The following is a 20,048-nucleotide window of genomic DNA, read 5'->3' as shown; positions in this document are numbered from 1 at the left end:
CATCACCATTTCACAATCCACTTGAGTATTGTATCCCATAATGCTCCCCCTCTCTATTTTTTATCAAGCTTTCATTTCATTCGTCATAGGTTGATAAACTATACTATTTATAATTTTATTTCCTTCGCATACATTTTGATAAAGCTTATTTTTTAAAACGATGAGGGAGGAGCGTTATGGACGTTCTTGTTAGGCCGAAGGATTCTTTTTGGTATTATAGCCAGTTATTCAGGCTGAATCTTTTGCTCATAACAGATTCAAACCGCAGCATTCAGCCAGATCAGCTCACTGTGGGGCAAAGGATTAAAATTCCCGGTTTTGTTGCTGTTGATTACCAGATAAGGAGAGGAGAAACGGTATGGGAAATTGCCCAAAGCCGAAACCTGCCAATTGATGCAATTTATCTTGTAAATCCAAACCTTAAACCAGATAGAATGCAGGTTGGCCAGACGATTACAGTTCCACTGAGGATAACTTGGCGGCTGGTTAAGGTGCGACAAAACTACGATCATAGTAAATTAATGAATGATATCAGAAGATTAGAGACCGTTTATCCCTTTATGCAAACATCTGCGATCGGACATTCAGTGCTCGGAAGAGGGATTCCGGAAGCCCTAATTGGCAGGGGAGAAAAGAGAGTCCATTATAATGCTTCATTCCACGCGAATGAATGGATCACCACCGCTATTGTAATGACATTTTTAAATGATTATTTATTGTCACTTACAAATCATAGCACAATGAGGGGCCGCGTCACGTTTCCTTACTATAGGGAGACTATGCTATCTATTGTTCCAATGGTGAACCCTGATGGGGTAAATTTGGTATTGAATGGGCCGCCCGCAAATAATTCATGGAAAGGCAGGGTGATAAGCCTGAATAATGGCAGCACTGATTTTACAAGATGGAAAGCGAATATTCGGGGTGTGGATCTCAATGACCAATTTCCGGCAAGATGGGAGCTAGAAAAAGCACGTAATCCTGAAGAACCGGGACCGAGAGATTACGGAGGAGAGCGCCCGCTATCAGAGCCGGAAGCAATAGCCATGCGGGAATTGACGCGGAAACGGGATTTTGCCCGTGTTATCGCTTTTCACACTCAGGGAGAAGAAATTTACTGGGGATTTGAAAATCTTGAACCGCCAGAATCTGAAGCCATTGTTGGAGAATTTGCGAGAGTTAGCGGATACGAGCCAGTGAAAACCATTGAAAGCTATGCCGGCTACAAGGATTGGTTTATCCAGGATTGGCAGAGACCGGGCTTTACCGTTGAGCTCGGAAAAGGAATTAATCCCCTTCCTTTTTCACAATTTGATGAAATTTATCAGGAAGCATTGGGAATCTTTCTCGCGGGTTTGTATATGTAGAAAAGCTAAACAAAGAGCGTCCCAAACATAAGGTGTGTGGGACGCTCTTGTTAGTTACTGAAGAAATTTTCCGTATAATAAGGATGAGATTCAGAGTTAAAGGCTACTCCTACACCTAAAAATTCAAAATCCATATTTAAAATGTTTTCCCTGTGCCCGAGGGAATTCATCAGACCTTCATGTGCAAAAATGCTGCTGAACTGGCCATATGCAAGATTTTCGCCTGCAACAGAAAAGATAATATCATCTGCTTTCATTCGATCAAAAGGTGATTGTCCTTCCAGATTGGTATGGCTAAAAAAATTGTTATTTGCCATATCACTGCTGTGGTTCCAGGCTGTTTCTTTAACATGTTCATTCCAAATCAGGATCGGCAGGCCATGCTGAACTCTGGAAGCATTTGTAAGATCAAACAATTGATATTCGAAACCTTGCTTTATAGCGTTATTTGCCGGTGTATAAAATTCACGCTTTTGCTGTTCAAGGTCTTCACTAACTATCTGAATGGAAGTTACCGTGTTTTTTTGATGCTTATCATAAAAGACGGTTATATAGCTGTCATTCTGCTGGAATAAATCATAGTCACGCTGTTTTTCAAATTGATAATAGACAAGTCCTTTGCGGATCTTCGATAAAGGCTCGCCCAGCTGATCTAGTACTGTTTGCCGGGGACTCCCCAATTTCAGCCCTTTTGCTGATGCAATCAAATCCTGGTTTGTGTATAATCCCGTCACATTATCATTTCTATTATATGCTATCATCATAAAGTTTTGGTAGTTTTTATGGTACGCATGCCATTCGATACCATATTCATTCATAGATGTCCTTTGCGGTGGACCCAGCTGCTGCTCAACCTTCGATCGAGGGTCGCCAATTTCAATATTATAAACGGAAAATGTCTGCTTGATTGGTGCTTTCAAGTCAGGCTTTTCCGATTTCTCGGAGGACAATTGTCCCTGCTTTTCGGGAATATCATCTATTAATTGCTCCAGCTGAATTGCAAGCTGATTAATTCCTATGTTCAAGGATTCTGCCACAGCTGAAAAATCTGTATCTTCTATAAAGGTTTGGATATCAGATTTTATCTCATTCAATACTGGTTTATACTCAGGTTTTGTGAAAACATACCATATTAGACCAATCACTGTTAACCAAAAGAGTAACCGCCTCAACTATTCACCCCCCGATTCGTTATTCATTATTTCCAAATTATAGAATTAATAAAGGCATCAGCCTTTAAATAAGTCTGTAAAAGTCTTTAAGCATAACATTTATTGTAAAACTCTGATTAAAAAGAGTCCACGGATCGGTACTCAAAGATAAATAACTTAAAACAAAGTAACATCCATAGCATAAAATTTTTTGATAAAACAAAGATTCTAACTATTGTGTTTGTTAGAATCTTCACATATAATTACTACCATTATGTTTTTTATTATAAAACACTACAGAGGTGCCTCATGAAAACTTTAGAACGTATCAGTCAATTTGTCGGCAATACTTTTGCCATCTGGGTGCTTTTATTTGCTGCCCTTGCCTTTTTTTCACCATCCACATTTACATGGATAGGGCCTTATATTGTTCCATTATTGGGAATCATCATGTTCGGAATGGGGCTTACCCTTTCCGCTGGAGACTTTAAAGAAGTGCTAACGCGTCCGAAAGAGGTCGCAATTGGTGTCGTTGGTCAATTTTTAATTATGCCTTCATTAGCTTTTTTACTGGCGAATGCCCTTCAGCTTCCTCCTGAAATTGCAGTCGGGGTCATTCTAGTTGGATGCTGTCCTGGCGGAACATCTTCTAACGTTATGACATTCCTTGCTAAAGGCGATGTGGCGTTATCGGTTACCATCACTTCGGTAACTACCATTCTTGCGCCGATTGTAACTCCTGCCCTGATTTTATTGCTCGCAAGCCAATGGATTGCCGTGGATCCGGCAGGTCTGTTCATGTCGATCGTTAAAATTGTGATTCTTCCTATCTTATTGGGTTTAATAGTTAAAAGATTTTTCAATAAACAAGCCCAGGCAAGTGTAAAAGTGCTTCCGCTTGTCTCTGTAGTTGCCATTGTCGCTATCGTCGCGGCTGTTGTTTCTGGAAGCCAGGAACAAATCGCTAAAACAGGATTAACGATTTTTGCTGTCGTTATTCTTCATAACGTTCTTGGTTACCTATTGGGTTACGGTTTTGGGAAACTCTTTGGTATGAACTTATCCAAGAAAAAAGCCGTATCTATCGAGGTCGGTATGCAAAATTCCGGTTTGGGAGCCGCACTTGCAACCGCACATTTCTCGCCGCTAGCTGCCGTGCCAAGCGCCATCTTCAGTGTCTGGCATAATATTTCCGGTCCGATTCTGGCAACCATATTCAGCAGGATGCGGGATGAAAAAGCTGCAAGAGATACTAACCAATCTATCGCTAAATAAAGTAGTCAAATAGAAACTATCTGTTATAATAAAAATTGGAAGATAACTGAATAGGTAGGAATAAGTAGGGGGACCGGTGTTTGCCGGTTGAGATTGCATCCTTAAGATGCTAACTCTTTGAACCTGATCTGGTTGAGACCAGCGGAGGGAACATATTCTAAAACGATAGAATTATATTGTTTGTCAATATGCGCCCTGGGTTCAATGCCTGGGCGCTTTTTGTTATGCCCCTGACTTTAGTATTCTTACCCGACATACAAGGAGGATAATCATGAAAAAAGCGTTTATTTTGATTTTTGGTTTGATGCTTTTGCTCGCAGGATGTGGCAATCAGGAAGACAAAGCTGTGTCAACAGAAAAAGAGGAAAAAGACAAGGAATCATTGCAAAAAGTTTCTATTGTCCTTGATTGGACACCCAACACAAACCATACCGGTTTATATGTTGCAAAGGAAAAAGGATATTTTAAAGAAGAAGGGCTTGATGTGGAGATTATTATGCCTGGTGAATCGGATGCAAGCCAACTCGTTGCATCAGGAAAATCCGAGTTTGGGGTGGGCTACCAGGAAGGTGTAACCCAAGCGCGCGTCCAGGGAGTTCCCCTTGTCTCAGTGGCAGCTGTCATCCAACACAATACTTCCGGCTTTGCCTCGCCAGCAGCAAAAGACATTAAAACCCCAAAAGACTTTGAGGGTAAAACCTATGGAGGCTGGGGTTCTCCTGTAGAGAAATCAGTTATTGAATCGTTAATGAAGCAACAAGGTGCTGATATAAATAAAGTGTCATTCATCAATATGGGAGATGCCGATTTTTTCACAGCTGTTAAGAGGGATATTGACTTTGCATGGATTTATTATGGATGGACTGGTGTTCAAGCAGAAATACGAGGGGAAAAAATCAACATGGTTAACCTGACGGATTACTCTCAAAAGCTGGATTACTATACGCCAGTTATCACTACAAATGAAAAAATGATCGCGGAAAATCCTGATACTATCAAATCGTTTGTTACAGCTGTTTCAAAAGGGTATCAATATGCGATAGACAACCCGGCAGATTCAGCAGACATTCTATTAGAGGCCGTTCCTGACCTGGATGCCGAACTAGTTAAAAGGAGCCAGGAGTGGCTGTCTCCAAAGTACCAGGATGATGCTTCCAGATGGGGTGAGCAAAAGCTCGAGGTTTGGGACAATTATGCAACCTGGATGCATGATAATGGACTTCTCGATAAACAATTAGATGCCAAAAAAGCATTCACAAACGAATTTTTACCTGAGAAATAGGGAGGTCATAATGATGGCTAATTCATTGGTAAGCATTCAAATTATCCCCAAGACCCAAAATGGTGAGAGTGTCCTTCCATACGTTGATGAAGCGATAGCAGTTATAGCGAATTCCGGGGTGAAATATGAAGTTCATCCGCTGGAAACAACAATGGAAGGGGAACTTGAGGAATTAATTCGGATTATTTCTGAAATGAATCAAAGAATGGTCGAAATGGGCAGCATTAATGTGATATCTCAAGTGAAAATCCTCTACCAGCCAGATGGCATCTCTATGGGGCAGCTGACGGAGAAGTATCGATAATGGGTATAAAGTTACTGAAAGGATGGAGACCGTTCGCGGTTCTCCTCCTTTTATTCATTGTATGGGAAATAAGCGTTAAAACTGCAGGCGTTCCGGAATGGCTGCTTCCTGCCCCGATCCATATCGGTTCAGAAGCGTATGCAGGCTGGGCGGGCTTCTCGCCACATTTAGTTTCAACGGTGAAACTTGCCATGCTTGGGTTTTTTATAGGTTCAAGCATCGGACTTTTAACAGCCATTGTCCTGCATCTTTTACCGACCATAAGAGAAGCGATTTATCCTTTGTTAATTTTATCTCAAAACATACCAATAATCGTTCTTGCCCCGCTGTTAGTTATTTGGTTTGGCTTTGGGCTATTGCCTAAGCTGATTGTTATTACATTAGTATGCTTTTTTCCGATTACTGTAGCTGCTTTGGATGGTTTCAAGCAGACTGCCCCTGAACTGAAGCATTATATGATTATGGCAGGTGCTACGAGGGGCCAGCTTTTTTGGAAATTGGAGCTGCCCTATTCATTGCCATCTGTTTTTTCAGGTTTGAAAATTTCTGCAACCTATAGTGTCATGGGAGCAGTTATCTCTGAATGGCTCGGGGCAAAGGAAGGGATTGGTGTTTATATGACACTTGCTTCCTCCTCATTCAGGACTGACAGGGTGTTTGTTGCTATTTTTGCAATCATGCTTCTTAGCTTATTATTCTTTGCAGTCATCATGCTGGCAGAACGCCGGTTAGTCCGCTGGACAAATGAAAGGAGTGAAAAACAGTGAGCCATTTGCAAATTACTAAGCTTTCGAAACAATTTAGCGGCAATGTTGTCTTGAGAGAATTTGATTTAACCATTGAAGAAGGTGAGTTTGTTTCAATACTAGGGCCATCCGGCACCGGAAAAAGCACTATTTTTCATTTGATTGGCGGAATTCTGGCACCTGATAACGGATCTATCCAGCTTATGGGGAAGGAAATAAATGGGAAAAGGGGGTTTATAAGTTACATGCCCCAAACACCTTCACTTCTGCCCTGGAAAAATATACTGCAGAATGTCCTGCTTGGTCAGGAACTCCACGGGAAGAAGGATCCTGAAAGAGCAATGGACATGTTGAAAAAAGCCGGCCTGGAGGCTTACGAAAAAGCGTTTCCAAATGAGCTTTCGGGGGGGATGAAACAAAGAGCTGCTTTTATTCGTGCCCTGCTTAGCCCACAATCAATGATTTGCCTCGATGAACCATTTTCGGCCCTGGATGAACTAACAAGGCTGGAGATGCAGAAATGGCTTTTATCCATCTGGGAAGAATACCGGCGTACAGTATTGTTTATTACCCACAATATTGAAGAAGCCTTATTCCTTTCTGATCGGATAATAGTCCTTTCAGAAAAGCCTGCGAAGGTCAAAGCAGAATTTAACGTTCCTTATTTAAGGCCAAGAAATGAAAGTCTATTGCTGACGGATGATTTTTTAAAGTGGAAAAGGAAAATTCATTATGCCCTTACAGGTGGACCGAATGAATAAGCTGATTGACTCGCATATCCATCTCGATCTATATAATGCGCAAGAAATCGGTTTGATTATGAAAGGAGTTGAGGCAATTGAAGCACTTATTTCTGTCTCATTTGACCTAAATTCCTGTAAAAGGAATCTCGAACTAGCCGGCACATACAAAAAAGTAAAACCGGCATTCGGCTACCATCCGGAACAGCCGCTCCTGGATGAAGCGGAAGTGCAGAAGCTTTTTCGTTGGATACACCATAACCATGAAAAAATGATAGCAGTCGGAGAAGTAGGGTTACCTTATTATTCAAGAAAAAAATACAACATTCCTTTGGAGGGCTATATCGAACTGCTAGAAAATTTTGTGAAGCTGGCAAAGGAGCTAGATATGCCAATTGTTCTGCATGCAGTCTATGAGGATGCACCTGTAGTTTGCGACCTTCTTGAAAAGCACTCTATCAGTAGAGCTCATTTTCATTGGTTTAAAGGTGATTTAGTGACAACCGAAAGAATAGCCCAAAATGGCTACTTTATTTCTGTAACACCTGACATCGTGTATGAGAAAGAAATTCAAACGCTGGCAGAAAGGTTCCCAATTGAACAGCTGATGGTGGAAACAGACGGGCCCTGGCCATTTGAAGGGCCATTTAAGGGTCAAATGACACATCCGTACATGATAAAAGAGTCGGCAAAAGTGATAGCCCAGATCAAGGGGGTTTCCATAGATCAGGCTGAAAAGCAGCTTAATATAAATACAAGGCTGCTTTATGCGCTTTAGCTTATACAAAAATAAATCCAGTAAACATACCTAATGTCAATTAAATGTAATCATTAAACCGTCCGGGGGACTCCGGACGGTTTTTTGGGGGCTCTATTCATAATTTGTTTCTAGTCATTCTCTTTCCTTAAAGTGATATCTCCAGTAATTTTATCATTATAATGATTCTTTAAAGAGAGAATGGCCGCCTTGCCATCGCTGGGAGTCCCGTCAGCAAAGTGCATGGGAAATAATGAGAAAAACAGCACATAGAAGGAAAAGTAAATAAATTGATAAACAATCACAGACTTATTCATCATGCCAAGAAATACAAGACCATTTATTAAAAATATGCTCGTAACATTGAATAACGCACCGCCAAGATAAATCAAAGTGTTTGTTATGCGATTATCATACTTAATCGATTTAAACTCACAGGCTCCGTTCCAAAAATAGTACTTTCTCACTTCCACTTGGAAAAACGAAAAAAGTTTATTCCCGCAACCTATAACAATCTTTTTCTGAGTTCCTCCGAAGATAGTTACAAAAAAGATATGGCCGCTCAAGTGTATAAAGGTAACAATCGGAAAGATTATGAAAAATGAAATAAGAAATTTAAATACATCTGATATTCCAAACATAAAATAATCTCCTTTAAAGAGGAATGAGTCAAGCTGTACCTGTCCCGTTCATTCTGATACCCCCCGAATGTTTCTCATAACTAGAAATATTTTTCAATTTTTTCGACTTTTTTGTAAGGTTGAATTGAATTACTGCCGTGGCCTGTAGGTAAGTTAGAGCTTCACAAGGAAAATATTTGTATACGAAAAAATAGACGGTAGGCATAAAATCAGTCACCATTCTTTTTTAACCCGTTCCGCTAGAAAACCTGCGACTTTTCGTTTGAGCAGCTGGATAATTTTTAACTTGTTACATCAGAATTCAGGGTGGTGAGGATGTGGTAATCTTAGCGATTCTTCCTTTAACCTGGGCAATTGCACTAACTTAATAGTCGAAAAGGGCCTTTATTCCTTTTTAAAAATGGAAAAAATCTATTTTAAACTCTATTATTTAGGTTAATAGTACTATTAACAAAATTCACCCCCATAACCCTATTAAAACTAATCGTAAACTATTACGAAAAAGCGGGCCGCTTAATAAAACTAGAGGTGAAATATATTATGAAAATTCTATCAACTAAAGAAATGAACAAGATTGCAAAAAGTGCGTTAGCCATGGTAATCGCAGGAACATTTACGTTCTCAGCAACTGCTGCTTTTGCTGATGAGCTTAAGTCGGCAGACCAAGCTGCATCGGTTGAATTAAAGACTGAAGTAAATACACAAAATACATCAGGTGCAGACGTTAATACAGAAGAAACACTGAAAGAAGCTGAAACTAAATTAGAAGAAATCAAAAAAGAAAATCCAACTTCATTGCCTGGCGACTTCTTTTATTTTACAAAAACATCATTAGAGAAAATAAAGTTAGCATTGACGTTTGACAAAGTGAAAGAAGCTGAATTGCTTGCTTCCTACGCTTCAGAGCGACTTGCTGAAGCAGAAGCATTATTTGATGCTGGAAAAGAAGAAGAAGCATTAAATGCTATTAAAAAAGCTACTGCGTTTATGGAGAATGCAGGCAAGATTGTAGAAGAAGGATCAGAGAAAGAAACTGAAACCAAAGATCAAGATTCTAAAGAGAGTGAAACAGAAAAGTCTACTGATGATAAAACTGAAATAGAAGATAAAGAAACAGAAGATACAAAACTTGAGGAAGTGGAGAATAAGCTCTCTCAAAATATTATCGCTTTAAAGGCAGCATTGGAAAAAGTAAAAAACCCTACTGCTAAAGCCGCATTGAAAAAGAACATTGAAAAAAGTTACGCCAAGCTTGCTAAAAAGTTAGAAAAAATCGAAAGTACACTTGCTAAAGAAGGCAAAGAAAATGAACAAACGGAAGAAACCGCTATTGGCGGTACAGCGGCAATAAGTTTAGTAGCGACAGAAGGTTCAACTGTCCCAGCAACAAAAACAGATGGTTCTCAAACTCCAACGGCTGATGTAACGGAGACAGAGGCTAATGTTTCAGTGCCTCCAGTAATTGTTCTGCCTGAAAAACCTAAAGTAATCCAGCCTGAACAAGATCAAAAAGAAGAAGCAGAAGCAAAGCAACAACAAGCGGCGAAATCAGAAGTTAAACAAGCTCGTACAGCTGCAAAAGCTGAAGTAAAGCAGGCTCGTGCAACAGCAAAAGCAGAAGTAAAACAACAACAATCAGCAGCAAAAGCAGAAGTAAAACAACAACGTGAAGCAGTAAAGCAAACACGTGAAGCAGCAAAGCAGACTGTCAAAGAAAAACATCAAGAGGCAAAGAAAGAATTAAAGGAACTTCATGATGCAAGCAAACAGCAAGTAAAAACAGAAATAAAGGCAACAGTTAAGGTCGGTAAAGAAAAAGAAGGCAAAGATAAAGAGTGATTTTTAAACTATTCGGCGAGGCAATCGCAATAGCTAAAAAATTAAGAAGCCCACGGGAAATTTCATTTTCTCCGTGGGTTTTTATATGTTCATCTCCTGGACTTATAGCCTAGACCGATAGCATGGAAACAAGTGGTGATGGGCAAAAGACATAAATGGAGAGGATTTTTACACCATACTTTTAAAGTATTGTTGGATGTTCAATGTATAAAACCATTTCCCTTTTTTATTTTTTGGATATAAAATAATGGGAATATAAAGACAGAGAGCTTTTATGAAAGGAGGTTGTCTTGCATGGCAGAATCTAATGAAACTATTGAAAAAGCTGCCTTCGCAGGAGGCTGTTTTTGGTGCATGGTATCCCCTTTTGATACAAGGGAGGGCGTCATAGAGGTGGTTTCTGGATATACAGGAGGGCATAATGAGTACCCAACATATAAGGAGGTTTGTTCTGGAACAACCGGTCATTATGAGGCTGTCCAAATTACGTTTAATCCTTCTGTAATCTCTTATCAGGAATTACTTCAAACCTATTGGAGCACCATTGACCCGACAGATGAAGGAGGCCAGTTTTCTGATCGGGGTGAATCATATCGAACTGCGATTTTTTACCACAGCCAAAAACAGAAACAAGAAGCGGAAGCCTCTAAAAGATATCTTGCGGAGACCGGTCGATTTAGAAAACCGATAGTGACGGAAATATTGCCGGCAGGCACCTTTTACCGTGCTGAAGAATTCCATCAAGATTTTTATAAAAAGAATGCCTTCCGTTATGCTCTGTACCAAAGAGGATCGGGACGCGAGGACTTCCTGAAAGAACATTGGCCAAAAGACAATTCGCAACTAAAAGAAAAGCTTACAGATATACAATTTTATGTTACCCAAGAAAATGGAACGGAGCCTCCCTTTCAGAATCAATATTATGATAATGAACAGGAAGGGATTTATGTAGATATCGTTTCAGGGGAACCATTGTTCAGCTCCCAGGATAAATATGATAGCGGCTGCGGTTGGCCAAGTTTTACTAAACCAATTATGTCGGCAAGTGTAAAGGAGAAAGTTGATTTAAGCCATCGAATGACGCGAACGGAAGTAAGAAGCCGAGAAGCGGATTCCCACCTTGGTCATGTCTTTGCTGATGGGCCTGGTGCAAACGGACTACGCTACTGTATTAATTCGGCGGCTTTGCGGTTTATTCCTAAAGAAAAAATGGAGGAGGAAGGGTACGGAGATATTTTAATTTTATTCAGAATCAAACGAAAGACGGAAGAAAGTAAATAAGTTTCTGCGGAAATAAAAAAACACGAGTCCAAAGTATGGAATCGTGTTTTTATTAGTATGGAGACTAGCGGGATCGAACCGCTGACCTTTTGGCTGCCAGCTATATTAGTATAAAAAATACGCAAATTAAGTACGCAAAACCTTGATTTAACAGGTTCTTAAGTTAAATAAGTTAATAAGTTAAATGAAAAAATTAAGTTTGTGAATTTCTGTGAACATCTTGGTAAACATGTGGGTCATTTTCAATTTCGTTTTACAGGAAGGTGCAAGAATGGATTATTTTATCTGGGTGGATCATGAGAGTTGTTATAGGTTATGAAAGTTGAACAAGAACAGCCTATTTTCTATGAGAAATGCTGTTCTTCTTATGTTGAGTAAAACAGACAATAGCAAATTTATTTTAAATAATGTTTTTTTAAGTCTGGGTGAATAGAGAATTTATGGCGTAAATTCACGAGGTTTCCCCAAAACTTTCCTCTAACAGTTTTCTATGTTTTACCTTAATTTCCATGAGATACAAATCATGTATCATTCCTTCTGTAATTGCATTACTAAACCTGCATGCCTTGTCCTTGCTGCACGGCTATCTTTCCCCAGCGACACAATACCTGCTACTACTTCTGGTCATCTGCACTATTAACAATCCATCGTCCACCATACTCTTCTGTAATTTCATAACCATATAATGAAGGTAAACATTAGCGAAATAAGACGCGATTTCTCCATAAGCAATAATTGTTACATTGATCCTTCTTTTTGCTGCCTGTCTTAGTTCATTAAACTAGCCTGCCCCTTTACTTCAACAAGAAAAAAGCCACCGTTCATGGCAGTCAGTTTCAAATATCAAAATGAATTAGGTGAGAACAAAACTAACCATAGCAACTATACTATAATTGTTCTGATGTAATAAGCGGAAGGTCGAAGTTCAGTGTCTGTCATGATGAATTCATGGCTTTTCATTAAATTTTGCATTATAAATTCAGTTATTGTTGCTGTATCATATGCGCAAACTGATAGTAACCCCATTTCATTTACGCTTTTATTTGCTATTTTTTCAAATTGATTTATTTTTTGTTCTATTTCTAACTGATGCCCCCATTCTACATGAGCCCATGTTCGAATCGTTAAATTTTCATTAAGGAACGGTTTTAACAATTCCTCAAAATGCGCTACAATCGTTGGCGTATGAAAATCCCCGTGTTGACAGTAGAAAACAAAGTTGTCTATATAGTGTGCGTTAGACAATTCTTCAGCAGTAAGCACTAATCTAATTTTATTAAATATCCTTACGGAGATGCTTTCGTTTTCGATTAATATTATATGGTCTCCTTGTTTAATACCGGAGACTATAAAAGAGACAGCATTCTTTATATAATGGTCAATTTGTTCAAAGGGATAAAATATATGTTCTCCATTGGATAATTTTAAATTATATTCCACATTATGGTCTCCTTTTTAAATATATTGTAACACTACAAAACAAACTTGAAGACAATTGAATATCGGAATAAAAAATATATTTCCACAAACAGTCATTTACCCAAATATACCATCGATAGGTACACATGACTGCACTTTCTGAAATGTTCATATTATTCAGGAAGATATTCCCTTAAATTCGAGAATTCGGCTGTGATTTCTTTGGGTAGAAACCTTTTTTTGTTTCCCCCTCAATAGTAGGAGTGATTTACATGGTAGTTCAACAAGCACCTTCTCTTCTATTGCATATTGAACTAAACTCCCTCTATAAAGAAAGGAATGTGCCCGTTACTTGAATATAGAAAAAGCGATCCCTCATTATTGAAGAATCGCACCCTTTAGTTTCAGTATATTATTTCACAAATTTTTTTGTAGTAAAAAACGATCTTTACCCCAAGAGTCGTACTCTTTCTCTAAAATGTTAATCTATTTATTGTTAGAAAACGCCTGAGTAATCACTTTTGTAGCCTTTGCGATGAGTTCATCATTAAAGCTTGCATTCTCTTCATTGCGACTTGACATGATCGCAATAATAATCGGTTCTCGATTTGGTGGCCACACAATTCCTATATCATTTCTAGTTCCATAGCCGCCGGCTCCGCTCTTATCTCCAACCTCCCAACCTTCTGGAACACCAGCTCGAATGAGGGAATCACCTGTAGTATTCCCTTTTAGCCAATGTGTGAAAATTTCTTGCTTATCGGCAGGAAGGTACTCACTAATTCCAAACACCTCGAGGTTAATTGCAAGTGCTTTAGGGGTACTTGTATCCCGTGAATCTCCAGGAATAGCTTCGTTCAAATCTGGTTCAATACGGTCAGCCATTGTGATAGTATCGCCACTTTCTCGTAACGCTTTTTCAAATCCATCTGGACCGCCTAATTCTTCGAACAGAAGATTTCCTGCTGTATTATCACTAAACTGCATCGCTGCTTCAGCTATCTTTCCTAGACTCATCCCTTTGTTCACAAAGGCTTCTGTAATCGGTGAATAGGTAACAATATCTTCATTGGTGAATGTCCTTATTTCCTCAAGCACTGATATGGGATTTTGCTTTAATAAAACTGCTGCGGCTAGGGCTTTGGATGTAGATGTATACGCAAATCGTTCATCCTCACGAAATGCCACGGTTTCTTTTGTTCCTGTATCAATGGCATAGACCCCAAGCCTCGCGTCATATTGCTTCTCAAGTTGTTCAAATTTTTCCATTGTAATTTCTTTAACCGTTATATTTTCTGACGTTTGGTTAGTTTCCCCCGTATGTATTGTTTCTGATCGTTGTACAACCTGTTTTTTCTCATCTGAGCAGCCTGCAACCATAAGCACGAAGCCTATCGGTGCTAGTATTTGATAAAACCATTTTTTGTTCATGATGTAAAACCTCCTAATTATATGATTAGACTCTTATGTAAGAGCTGTTAAAACAACCTTATGCAAGGAATTTTAAAAGATTACATTTGTAGTCTGATTACATCTGTAGTAAAGTATTACATATGTAATCAACTAAAGTCAATTCTTTATTTTTTCACCTTCAAGCTACTATAAATTTGCTATACACCAGTTTTAATTAAATTAATAATCAAGGGAGTTGGTTTTGAAGGACATGTTTTTAACTCATTTCATAATAGGTCTATTGGTGTCTTCATTTTCTATTTCAGTTATTCTACTTATACGAAAATGGTTTGGAAGACAACTAACAGCAAAATGGCACTATCATTTGTGGATGTTTCTTTTTATGGCTTTAGCACTTCCATTCATACCTACTCATTTAAATAATTTTAGTTCTTTCTATAGCGGTGGGGATATATATCTGACTGATGCACCCAGATCTAATATGGAATTAACCGAAACGAATATGATGCAGGGCCTACATCTGATACAAGACTTTTCTGTATCGGTCAATCGGCCGGACCTGTCCTTACTTAATATGGGAGTGATGGCTTTATGGATGTCAGGGGTGCTTTTATTTACCTTTATTATGGTTCGTGGATGGCTCACACTAAGAAGGATAAAGAATTATTCTACTGCGTTTTCCAATCAAGAAGTACTCGTGCTTTTCGAAGAATGCAAGAAAAGACTACAGATTAAAAAATCAATAAAGATTGTTATTTCAAAAAGAGTCCAATCTCCAATGATATTCGGACTTTTTAAAACATATATCGTCTTACCTTCTCAGCATGAAAACTGGGTTAGCTTGAAAAATTACGAGTATATCTTTCTTCATGAATTGAATCACTATAAAAACAAGGATCTGCTGACAAATTACGTGATATTGTTTTATCAAATCATTTATTGGTTTAATCCCCTTGTCTGGTTTGCTTTTAGAGAAATGAGATTAGATAGGGAAATCGCATGTGATACATCTGTTTTACAGTTACTAGATGAAAATTCCTTTAGTGAATATGGAAATACAATCATTAATTTTGTGGATCTTTCGAAACGGTCAAGTAAGCTACAGTCAGTGACACAATTAAACGGTTCGAAGCTTCAAATCAAAAAACGAATTGAACAAATTTCTTCCTATAAGCATTCCGCAAAGAAATCAATAAGAAAAAGCATCTTTATTTATGTGTTGGCCAGTATCATTTTGACAATCCAATTACCTTTCGTTTCCGCATTTGCGCCGGAAAACAACCGATACTATTTTAATAATGACGGAACAGTTTATGAGGATTTGCATCAATTCTTTAAAGGGTATGAAGGAAGCTTTATTTTATATGATCATAGTGGACAGCAATATCGCATTTATAATGAAGAGAAAAGTACGTTGCGGGTATCACCTGATTCCACATACAAAATCTATAGTGCCTTATTTGCACTAGAATCAAATGTGATATCACCTGAAGAATCCACCCTTTCATGGGATGGGACAGAGCAACCCTTTGCAGCTTGGAATATGGATCAGGATGTATCATCTGCTTTACAAAAATCTGTTAACTGGTATTTTCAAGAATTAGATCGTAGAACAGGATATGAAAAAATACAATCCAATCTACAAGACATAAACTATGGAAATTCCGATGTATCTGGAGGGTTCGGTGATTTCTGGCACGAATCCTCATTAAAAATTTCTCCAGTCGAGCAAGTCCAACTGCTGCAAGCCTTTTATAACAATCAATTGGGATATAAGGAAATGCATACCCGAGCTGTGAAGGAAGCACTAATATTAGAAAAGAATAAAGAAGCTCGCCTATCAGGAAAAACAGGTACAGGAACAGTGAATGGTAAAAACATCAATGGTTGGTTTATCGGGTATGTAGAGACGAAGAACAACACTTATTTCTTTGCTACCAATATACAAAATGAAGATGATACATCTGGAAGCAAGGCGGTAGAAATTACTTTATCAATTTTAAAAGATTTAGGAATCTATAAACAAAATGGAGGGGAGAAATATGGAGAAAAACATTCCTAGTATATCAGAATCAGAATGGGAAATCATGAACGTGCTTTGGGATAAAGCCCCTCAAACTGCGAATGACATCATATATTCCTTACAGGAGAGTACTGATTGGAAGCCGAAAACTATACGCACGCTTCTCGATCGATTGGTTCAAAAAAATGTAGTAGGTGTCAATAAAAGTCTAAGAGTTTACACCTTTTACCCGCTCTATACACAGGATGAGTGCCAGCGCGCCGAGACCGAATCATTTATCAAGCGTATCTATGGAGGTACCCTGAAATCCATGCTTGTCCAATTCATTCAGGAAGATACCCTATCTAATGATGATATCAACGAACTACGCTTTATTTTAAATAAGAAACCTAAAAAGCAATAATATTAAAAAAAGCGAGGGGCCTATACTCATGTAATTATCGCGTTCTTGCTCAGATTAAGAAAGAATCGCTTTCTTCTCTGTAAATACGACCCGGTAGACGAGTAAGTGTCTTTTCAGGCGATCTACCGAGCTGTGATCTTCAATGATTTTCGTCAAGCTCGGTTCATGGGCTAAGTTGGAATAAAAATTTTCAACAATCCCGTCTATGTTCTCTTTCACGTAAGGCTGCAAAAGTTGGGCTGCAGAAAGATCATAGGTTGTAAAACCGGCCATCTGTAACACTTTTTCAATCCCGATTAAAAATGTCTTCTTACGTTTATTTATCAGGTAAATTGGATATTAATTAATCTCTTACTATTTGTTTTGGATAAGTCTTTAATTGTTTCTAGACTCTTCCGCAATTCCCGAACCTGACAGGAGAATTCCTCAATTCTTCCAATGTGAGAAGACAGCTTTATTGGCTAATACAAAAAGCAAATGTACGGAGAATACCTTTCATGATTTACGGCATGCACACGCAAGTCTAATGATTCGAAATGGTGCGCATCTAAAAGTAGTAATGGCCCGATTAGGCCGTAAGGATGTGGAGACAACATTGCGGTATTACGCTCACCTTTGGCCAAATGCGGACCAGGAAGCCCTCCAGAAGTTGGGAAATGAGATGGAAAGATACAAAAAGAACATGAATGATCCTGGTCAAATGTGAATGTTTGTGAATGATTTCTGCCTTTTGAGGAGTAAAAGAAGGAGGTATAAAAGAAAAGAACCCTTGCTGGACAAGGGTTCTACATAGATGGAGACTAGCGGGATCGAACCGCTGACCTTTTGGCTGCCAGCCAAACGCTCTCCCAGCTGAGCTAAGCCCCCGAGTTGAGGTACAAATATTATTTTAACGATTTCTTGATAAAAGTCAATCATTTTTGCGAAAAAATTTATAAAATAGGAATAAGAAGTTGCCTCATTCCTATTTTAAGAAGAAATGTCAAATTTCTATAGACTTTCTATCTCTACAGTTTTTATTTCCTTGAAATTAGAGACAGCATAATATACGTCAGTTGTCTCGCGCTTTATGTCGACTATAATTTTTAGCTGAACCGCTTGGCTGTCCTCTAAATCCTTTATCCTAATATTCTTTATCGAAATCTTTTCGTCATTTATTTTCTTTATGACATTGTCGATATCCAGTTTATTTTGGATTATCAGCTTTAATGACAGCTCCTTTTCCCGCAATTGCTTTGGACCGATTATGCTAAGAAGAGGAGGCACGAGTTCAACGCTGATTATTAAAAGAATGACCCCAGCAATTGCTTCTACGTAAAACCCTGCCCCAACTGCGATTCCGATACCTGCCGCACCCCAGATCATCGCAGCAGTTGTAAGGCCGGATATGCTGTCATTTCCACGGCGGAGGATAACGCCTGCCCCCAGAAAACCAATACCCGATACGATTTGTGCGGCAAGACGCAGAGGATCCATCGTGATATTCACCTTATCACTACCTGGAAACATGTATGCCGACTCAATTGAAACAATTGTCAATAAACAACTGACAATCGAGATAACAAGACTGGTTTTCAATCCGACCGGTTTTCGTTTAAGTTCACGTTCTAAACCGATTATTAACCCCAACACAGCTGAAATGCAAAGCTTTATAATAATTTGCAGATCCCAATGAAAATCCAAAAACCAATCCATCACATTTCACCATCCGATTATATTAAGTAAAAAACAGCTTCTAGTTGTAAAATGTTTTCTTTATTGATACCCAAAAAGTATACTATCTAGTATAATACTAAATTTATTGATTGTTAAATTTCATAGTAAACAATATTAAATAAAAGGGTATGATAGTGTACTGCTGTAAGGCTATACGCCTTTGAAAGGAACATTTATGCAAAAGCCTGCCATTAATCCTTATCTAGCGCTGGCAATTGGTGTAGCTTCTGTATCAATTTCGGCAATTTTCGTTAAATTGTCCACTGCTCCGTCCGGCGTGATAGCTTTTTATCGCTTGTTTTTTTCTGTCCTACTGATGCTGCCTGTTTTTTTAATAAAGTATGGAAGAGAATTGAAACATATTCAGAAACGGGACTGGTTATTCACAATAGTTTCAGGTGTATTTCTTGCGTTTCACTTTATTTTGTGGTTTGAATCGCTTGAATTTACCTCTATCGCTAGCTCAACAGTACTGGTCACGCTTCAGCCTTTATTTGCATTTGCAGGGGCTTATCTGTTTTTTCATGAAAGATTTTCAATGAATGCCATTATAAGCGGAATTATCGCAATAATAGGTAGCGTTATTATATCCTGGGGAGATTTTAGAATAAGCGGTCAAGCTTTAGTCGGAGATATTCTGGCATTGGCTGCCTGCGGTTTAATCACAGCATATTTGTTATTTGGCCAAACAGTCCGGAAACGCATTTCTCTTATTACCTATACTTTTCTCGTCTATAGTGTCAGTACAGCAACCATATTTGTTTATGTTCTGGTGAATAATGAACCACTTTATCCTTATCCGCTGGATGACTGGATCTATTTTCTTCTTTTAGCGGTTTTTCCGACTCTCCTGGGACATTCTATATTTAATTGGGTGGTCAAATGGATTAGTGCTACAACAGTTTCCATAGTCATTTTGTTTGAACCTGTCGGTGCGACTTTACTGGCGTACTTAATATTAGAAGAAAAGCTTGTTTGGTCTCAAGTAGCGGGAGGATTAATTGTGCTAATTGGCATTTTGCTGTTTCTGAGGGGGAGAGAGATAAACAACGGCTTGAAAAAGATGAGGGAAGCGATTTTCAACAAATCGTATAGGGGATCCAGGTAATGATTCCGAGGTTTGGGCAACATTCACTGCCTGGCAGCTGCTATTCGAACCTCGGTCAATTCCCTGCATCTTGTTAAAAATTGAAGATATAAGTAAAGCCGCTGAACACAAAGGCAAGTGTCAAACTCATTATTAAAGTACCGCCTCTTACTTTTCCTTCCTCATTATTGCTGATGTTCAATGCTTCAATGAAGGCTACAATGAATAAATAAAGCGACATAATAAAAGAAACAACTAGTCCCAAATAGGAAAGATCCATTACTTCAACTCCAATCGCTTAGTTAATACATTTATATGAAATCCAAAGCTAGTATATTCTGATTTACGAAGTATGGAATGCCAATGTTCTGTTTTTTATTCTCTCAATGTGAATCCTAAAAGTTTATTGCGAACACTTCAAAGTTGTGTTATACTAATTTTTGCCGTTAAAACTGCGACAGCCAAGTGATAAATATTATAAAGTTGCTGTTGACAAGTTCTTTTTAACTTGTTAAGATAATAAAGTCGCTTCTGAATGACGCGGCAAGTAAAATTGCTATTGCTCTTTGAAAACTGAACAAAACAAAGCGCCAACGTTTTAATG

21 protein-coding genes, 1 tRNA gene, 1 pseudogene and 1 riboswitch are annotated in these 20,048 nt (G+C 38.5%); of the genes and pseudogenes, 13 read left to right on the top strand and 10 right to left on the bottom strand.

The window, feature by feature from the left end; translation table 11 throughout:
* The first annotated feature begins 176 nt into the window (after window positions 1-176).
* Window positions 177-1,367 carry a M14 family metallopeptidase gene (locus tag D0469_RS04895; protein ID WP_117325526.1) on the top strand — a complete coding sequence of 397 codons (1,191 nt, stop codon included), beginning with the start codon at window positions 177-179 and terminating at the stop codon, window positions 1,365-1,367.
* A gap of 50 nt (window positions 1,368-1,417) precedes the next feature.
* Here the strand turns inward: D0469_RS04895 and D0469_RS04890 are convergent, their stop codons facing one another.
* Complete coding sequence (locus D0469_RS04890) at window positions 1,418-2,539, bottom strand: CAP domain-containing protein (protein ID WP_199478363.1); 1,122 nt, start codon at window positions 2,537-2,539, stop codon at window positions 1,418-1,420.
* A gap of 288 nt (window positions 2,540-2,827) precedes the next feature.
* On the opposite strand from D0469_RS04890, the gene D0469_RS04885 reads away from it, so the two are divergent.
* The 6 genes from D0469_RS04885 to D0469_RS04860 all read left to right on the top strand — a co-directional run bounded on the left by D0469_RS04885 (window position 2,828) and on the right by D0469_RS04860 (window position 7,643).
* On the top strand, window positions 2,828-3,793 hold the full coding sequence (locus tag D0469_RS04885; protein ID WP_117325525.1) for a bile acid:sodium symporter family protein: 966 nt from the start codon (window positions 2,828-2,830) through the stop codon (window positions 3,791-3,793).
* 56 nt (window positions 3,794-3,849) lie between these two features.
* Window positions 3,850-3,960: riboswitch (TPP riboswitch) on the top strand.
* Between the two features lie 104 nt (window positions 3,961-4,064).
* Window positions 4,065-5,075, top strand: coding sequence for an ABC transporter substrate-binding protein (locus D0469_RS04880; RefSeq protein ID WP_117325524.1), 1,011 nt, complete (start codon window positions 4,065-4,067; stop codon window positions 5,073-5,075).
* Window positions 5,076-5,088: 13 nt separating this feature from the next.
* A complete protein-coding gene (locus tag D0469_RS04875) occupies window positions 5,089-5,379 on the top strand; it encodes a thiamine-binding protein (RefSeq protein ID WP_117325523.1) in 291 nt (96 codons plus the stop codon).
* Entirely contained in the window at window positions 5,379-6,146 is a 768-nt protein-coding gene (locus D0469_RS04870; protein WP_117325522.1) for an ABC transporter permease, read from the top strand. Before D0469_RS04875 ends, D0469_RS04870 begins: the two co-directional genes overlap by 1 nt.
* Window positions 6,143-6,886 carry an ABC transporter ATP-binding protein gene (locus D0469_RS04865; protein WP_117325521.1) on the top strand — a complete coding sequence of 248 codons (744 nt, stop codon included), beginning with the start codon at window positions 6,143-6,145 and terminating at the stop codon, window positions 6,884-6,886. The genes D0469_RS04870 and D0469_RS04865 overlap by 4 nt, the downstream gene beginning before the upstream one ends.
* Window positions 6,879-7,643 carry a TatD family hydrolase gene (locus tag D0469_RS04860; RefSeq protein ID WP_117325520.1) on the top strand — a complete coding sequence of 255 codons (765 nt, stop codon included), beginning with the start codon at window positions 6,879-6,881 and terminating at the stop codon, window positions 7,641-7,643. The genes D0469_RS04865 and D0469_RS04860 overlap by 8 nt, the downstream gene beginning before the upstream one ends.
* Before the next feature lie 110 nt (window positions 7,644-7,753).
* On the opposite strand, the gene D0469_RS04855 is transcribed toward D0469_RS04860, so the two are convergent.
* Window positions 7,754-8,263, bottom strand: coding sequence for a hypothetical protein (locus tag D0469_RS04855; protein ID WP_199478362.1), 510 nt, complete (start codon window positions 8,261-8,263; stop codon window positions 7,754-7,756).
* Between the two features lie 540 nt (window positions 8,264-8,803).
* Here D0469_RS04855 and D0469_RS04850 point away from each other — a divergent pair.
* Both D0469_RS04850 and msrB read left to right on the top strand, forming a co-directional pair.
* A complete protein-coding gene (locus D0469_RS04850) occupies window positions 8,804-10,102 on the top strand; it encodes a DUF5667 domain-containing protein (RefSeq protein WP_117325519.1) in 1,299 nt (432 codons plus the stop codon).
* 294 nt (window positions 10,103-10,396) lie between these two features.
* Window positions 10,397-11,383: a peptide-methionine (R)-S-oxide reductase MsrB gene (msrB, locus tag D0469_RS04845; RefSeq protein WP_117325518.1), complete on the top strand. Its 987-nt coding sequence runs from the start codon at window positions 10,397-10,399 to the stop codon at window positions 11,381-11,383.
* Between the two features lie 395 nt (window positions 11,384-11,778).
* Here the strand turns inward: msrB and D0469_RS21510 are convergent.
* The 3 genes and pseudogenes from D0469_RS21510 to bla form a co-directional block, all read right to left on the bottom strand.
* Window positions 11,779-12,161: pseudogene (locus tag D0469_RS21510) on the bottom strand (TrmB family transcriptional regulator); the annotation flags it as partial.
* A 104-nt stretch (window positions 12,162-12,265) separates the two neighbouring features.
* Window positions 12,266-12,823, bottom strand: a complete 558-nt coding sequence (locus D0469_RS04835; protein WP_117325517.1) for an MEDS domain-containing protein — start codon at window positions 12,821-12,823, stop codon at window positions 12,266-12,268.
* A 465-nt stretch (window positions 12,824-13,288) separates the two neighbouring features.
* A complete protein-coding gene (gene bla, locus D0469_RS04830; RefSeq protein ID WP_117325516.1) occupies window positions 13,289-14,233 on the bottom strand; it encodes a class A beta-lactamase in 945 nt (314 codons plus the stop codon).
* 232 nt (window positions 14,234-14,465) lie between these two features.
* On the opposite strand from bla, the gene D0469_RS04825 reads away from it, so the two are divergent.
* Both D0469_RS04825 and blaI read left to right on the top strand, forming a co-directional pair.
* Window positions 14,466-16,277 carry a BlaR1 family beta-lactam sensor/signal transducer gene (locus tag D0469_RS04825; protein ID WP_117325549.1) on the top strand — a complete coding sequence of 604 codons (1,812 nt, stop codon included), beginning with the start codon at window positions 14,466-14,468 and terminating at the stop codon, window positions 16,275-16,277.
* Complete coding sequence (gene blaI / locus D0469_RS04820) at window positions 16,258-16,641, top strand: penicillinase repressor BlaI (protein WP_117325515.1); 384 nt, start codon at window positions 16,258-16,260, stop codon at window positions 16,639-16,641. Before D0469_RS04825 ends, blaI begins: the two co-directional genes overlap by 20 nt.
* A 54-nt stretch (window positions 16,642-16,695) precedes the next feature.
* Here the strand turns inward: blaI and D0469_RS04815 are convergent, their stop codons facing one another.
* Window positions 16,696-16,923, bottom strand: a complete 228-nt coding sequence (locus D0469_RS04815) for a protoglobin domain-containing protein (protein ID WP_407675726.1) — start codon at window positions 16,921-16,923, stop codon at window positions 16,696-16,698.
* Between the two features lie 175 nt (window positions 16,924-17,098).
* Between D0469_RS04815 and D0469_RS04810 the strand changes: the two genes are divergently transcribed.
* Window positions 17,099-17,347 (top strand): tyrosine-type recombinase/integrase, encoded by a 249-nt coding sequence (locus D0469_RS04810; RefSeq protein ID WP_158553351.1) that lies wholly within the window; start codon window positions 17,099-17,101, stop codon window positions 17,345-17,347.
* Window positions 17,348-17,435: 88 nt separating this feature from the next.
* Here the strand turns inward: D0469_RS04810 and D0469_RS04805 are convergent.
* Window positions 17,436-17,508, bottom strand: a tRNA-Ala gene (locus D0469_RS04805).
* A 123-nt stretch (window positions 17,509-17,631) separates the two neighbouring features.
* Complete coding sequence (locus tag D0469_RS04800; protein ID WP_117325512.1) at window positions 17,632-18,336, bottom strand: MgtC/SapB family protein; 705 nt, start codon at window positions 18,334-18,336, stop codon at window positions 17,632-17,634.
* Window positions 18,337-18,532: 196 nt separating this feature from the next.
* Between D0469_RS04800 and D0469_RS04795 the strand changes: the two genes are divergently transcribed.
* The gene (locus D0469_RS04795) at window positions 18,533-19,465 is read left to right on the top strand and encodes a DMT family transporter (RefSeq protein WP_117325511.1); all 933 of its coding nucleotides are present in this window, start codon (window positions 18,533-18,535) and stop codon (window positions 19,463-19,465) included.
* Between the two features lie 73 nt (window positions 19,466-19,538).
* Here the strand turns inward: D0469_RS04795 and D0469_RS04790 are convergent, their stop codons facing one another.
* Both D0469_RS04790 and D0469_RS21505 read right to left on the bottom strand, forming a co-directional pair.
* A complete protein-coding gene (locus D0469_RS04790; RefSeq protein WP_117325510.1) occupies window positions 19,539-19,724 on the bottom strand; it encodes a hypothetical protein in 186 nt (61 codons plus the stop codon).
* Window positions 19,725-19,861: 137 nt separating this feature from the next.
* Window positions 19,862-20,048 (bottom strand): hypothetical protein (locus tag D0469_RS21505; protein ID WP_233522942.1); only part of this gene is annotated, 187 nt, incomplete at its 5' end.

The organism is Peribacillus saganii, from assembly GCF_003429095.1.
GTDB lineage: Bacteria > Bacillota > Bacilli > Bacillales > DSM-1321 > Peribacillus > Peribacillus saganii.
The sequence above is the reverse complement of the archived record's forward strand: the minus strand, read 5'-3'. Positions and strand labels throughout refer to the sequence as shown.

What these genes read in the sequence shown, in the direction of transcription:
- D0469_RS04895 (WP_117325526.1), top strand. Translation starts at nt 177, where the DNA reads ATGGACGTTCTTGTTAGGCCGAAGGATTCTTTTTGGTATTATAGCCAG.
- D0469_RS04885 (WP_117325525.1), top strand. Translation starts at nt 2,828, where the DNA reads ATGAAAACTTTAGAACGTATCAGTCAATTTGTCGGCAATACTTTTGCC.
- D0469_RS04880 (WP_117325524.1), top strand. Translation starts at nt 4,065, where the DNA reads ATGAAAAAAGCGTTTATTTTGATTTTTGGTTTGATGCTTTTGCTCGCA.
- D0469_RS04875 (WP_117325523.1), top strand. Translation starts at nt 5,089, where the DNA reads ATGGCTAATTCATTGGTAAGCATTCAAATTATCCCCAAGACCCAAAAT.
- D0469_RS04870 (WP_117325522.1), top strand. Translation starts at nt 5,379, where the DNA reads ATGGGTATAAAGTTACTGAAAGGATGGAGACCGTTCGCGGTTCTCCTC.
- D0469_RS04860 (WP_117325520.1), top strand. Translation starts at nt 6,879, where the DNA reads ATGAATAAGCTGATTGACTCGCATATCCATCTCGATCTATATAATGCG.
- D0469_RS04855 (WP_199478362.1), bottom strand. Translation starts at nt 8,263, where the DNA reads ATGTTTGGAATATCAGATGTATTTAAATTTCTTATTTCATTTTTCATA.
- D0469_RS04850 (WP_117325519.1), top strand. Translation starts at nt 8,804, where the DNA reads ATGAAAATTCTATCAACTAAAGAAATGAACAAGATTGCAAAAAGTGCG.
- msrB (WP_117325518.1), top strand. Translation starts at nt 10,397, where the DNA reads ATGGCAGAATCTAATGAAACTATTGAAAAAGCTGCCTTCGCAGGAGGC.
- bla (WP_117325516.1), bottom strand. Translation starts at nt 14,233, where the DNA reads ATGAACAAAAAATGGTTTTATCAAATACTAGCACCGATAGGCTTCGTG.
- D0469_RS04825 (WP_117325549.1), top strand. Translation starts at nt 14,466, where the DNA reads ATGTTTTTAACTCATTTCATAATAGGTCTATTGGTGTCTTCATTTTCT.
- blaI (WP_117325515.1), top strand. Translation starts at nt 16,258, where the DNA reads ATGGAGAAAAACATTCCTAGTATATCAGAATCAGAATGGGAAATCATG.
- D0469_RS04800 (WP_117325512.1), bottom strand. Translation starts at nt 18,336, where the DNA reads ATGGATTGGTTTTTGGATTTTCATTGGGATCTGCAAATTATTATAAAG.
- D0469_RS04795 (WP_117325511.1), top strand. Translation starts at nt 18,533, where the DNA reads ATGCAAAAGCCTGCCATTAATCCTTATCTAGCGCTGGCAATTGGTGTA.
- D0469_RS04790 (WP_117325510.1), bottom strand. Translation starts at nt 19,724, where the DNA reads ATGGATCTTTCCTATTTGGGACTAGTTGTTTCTTTTATTATGTCGCTT.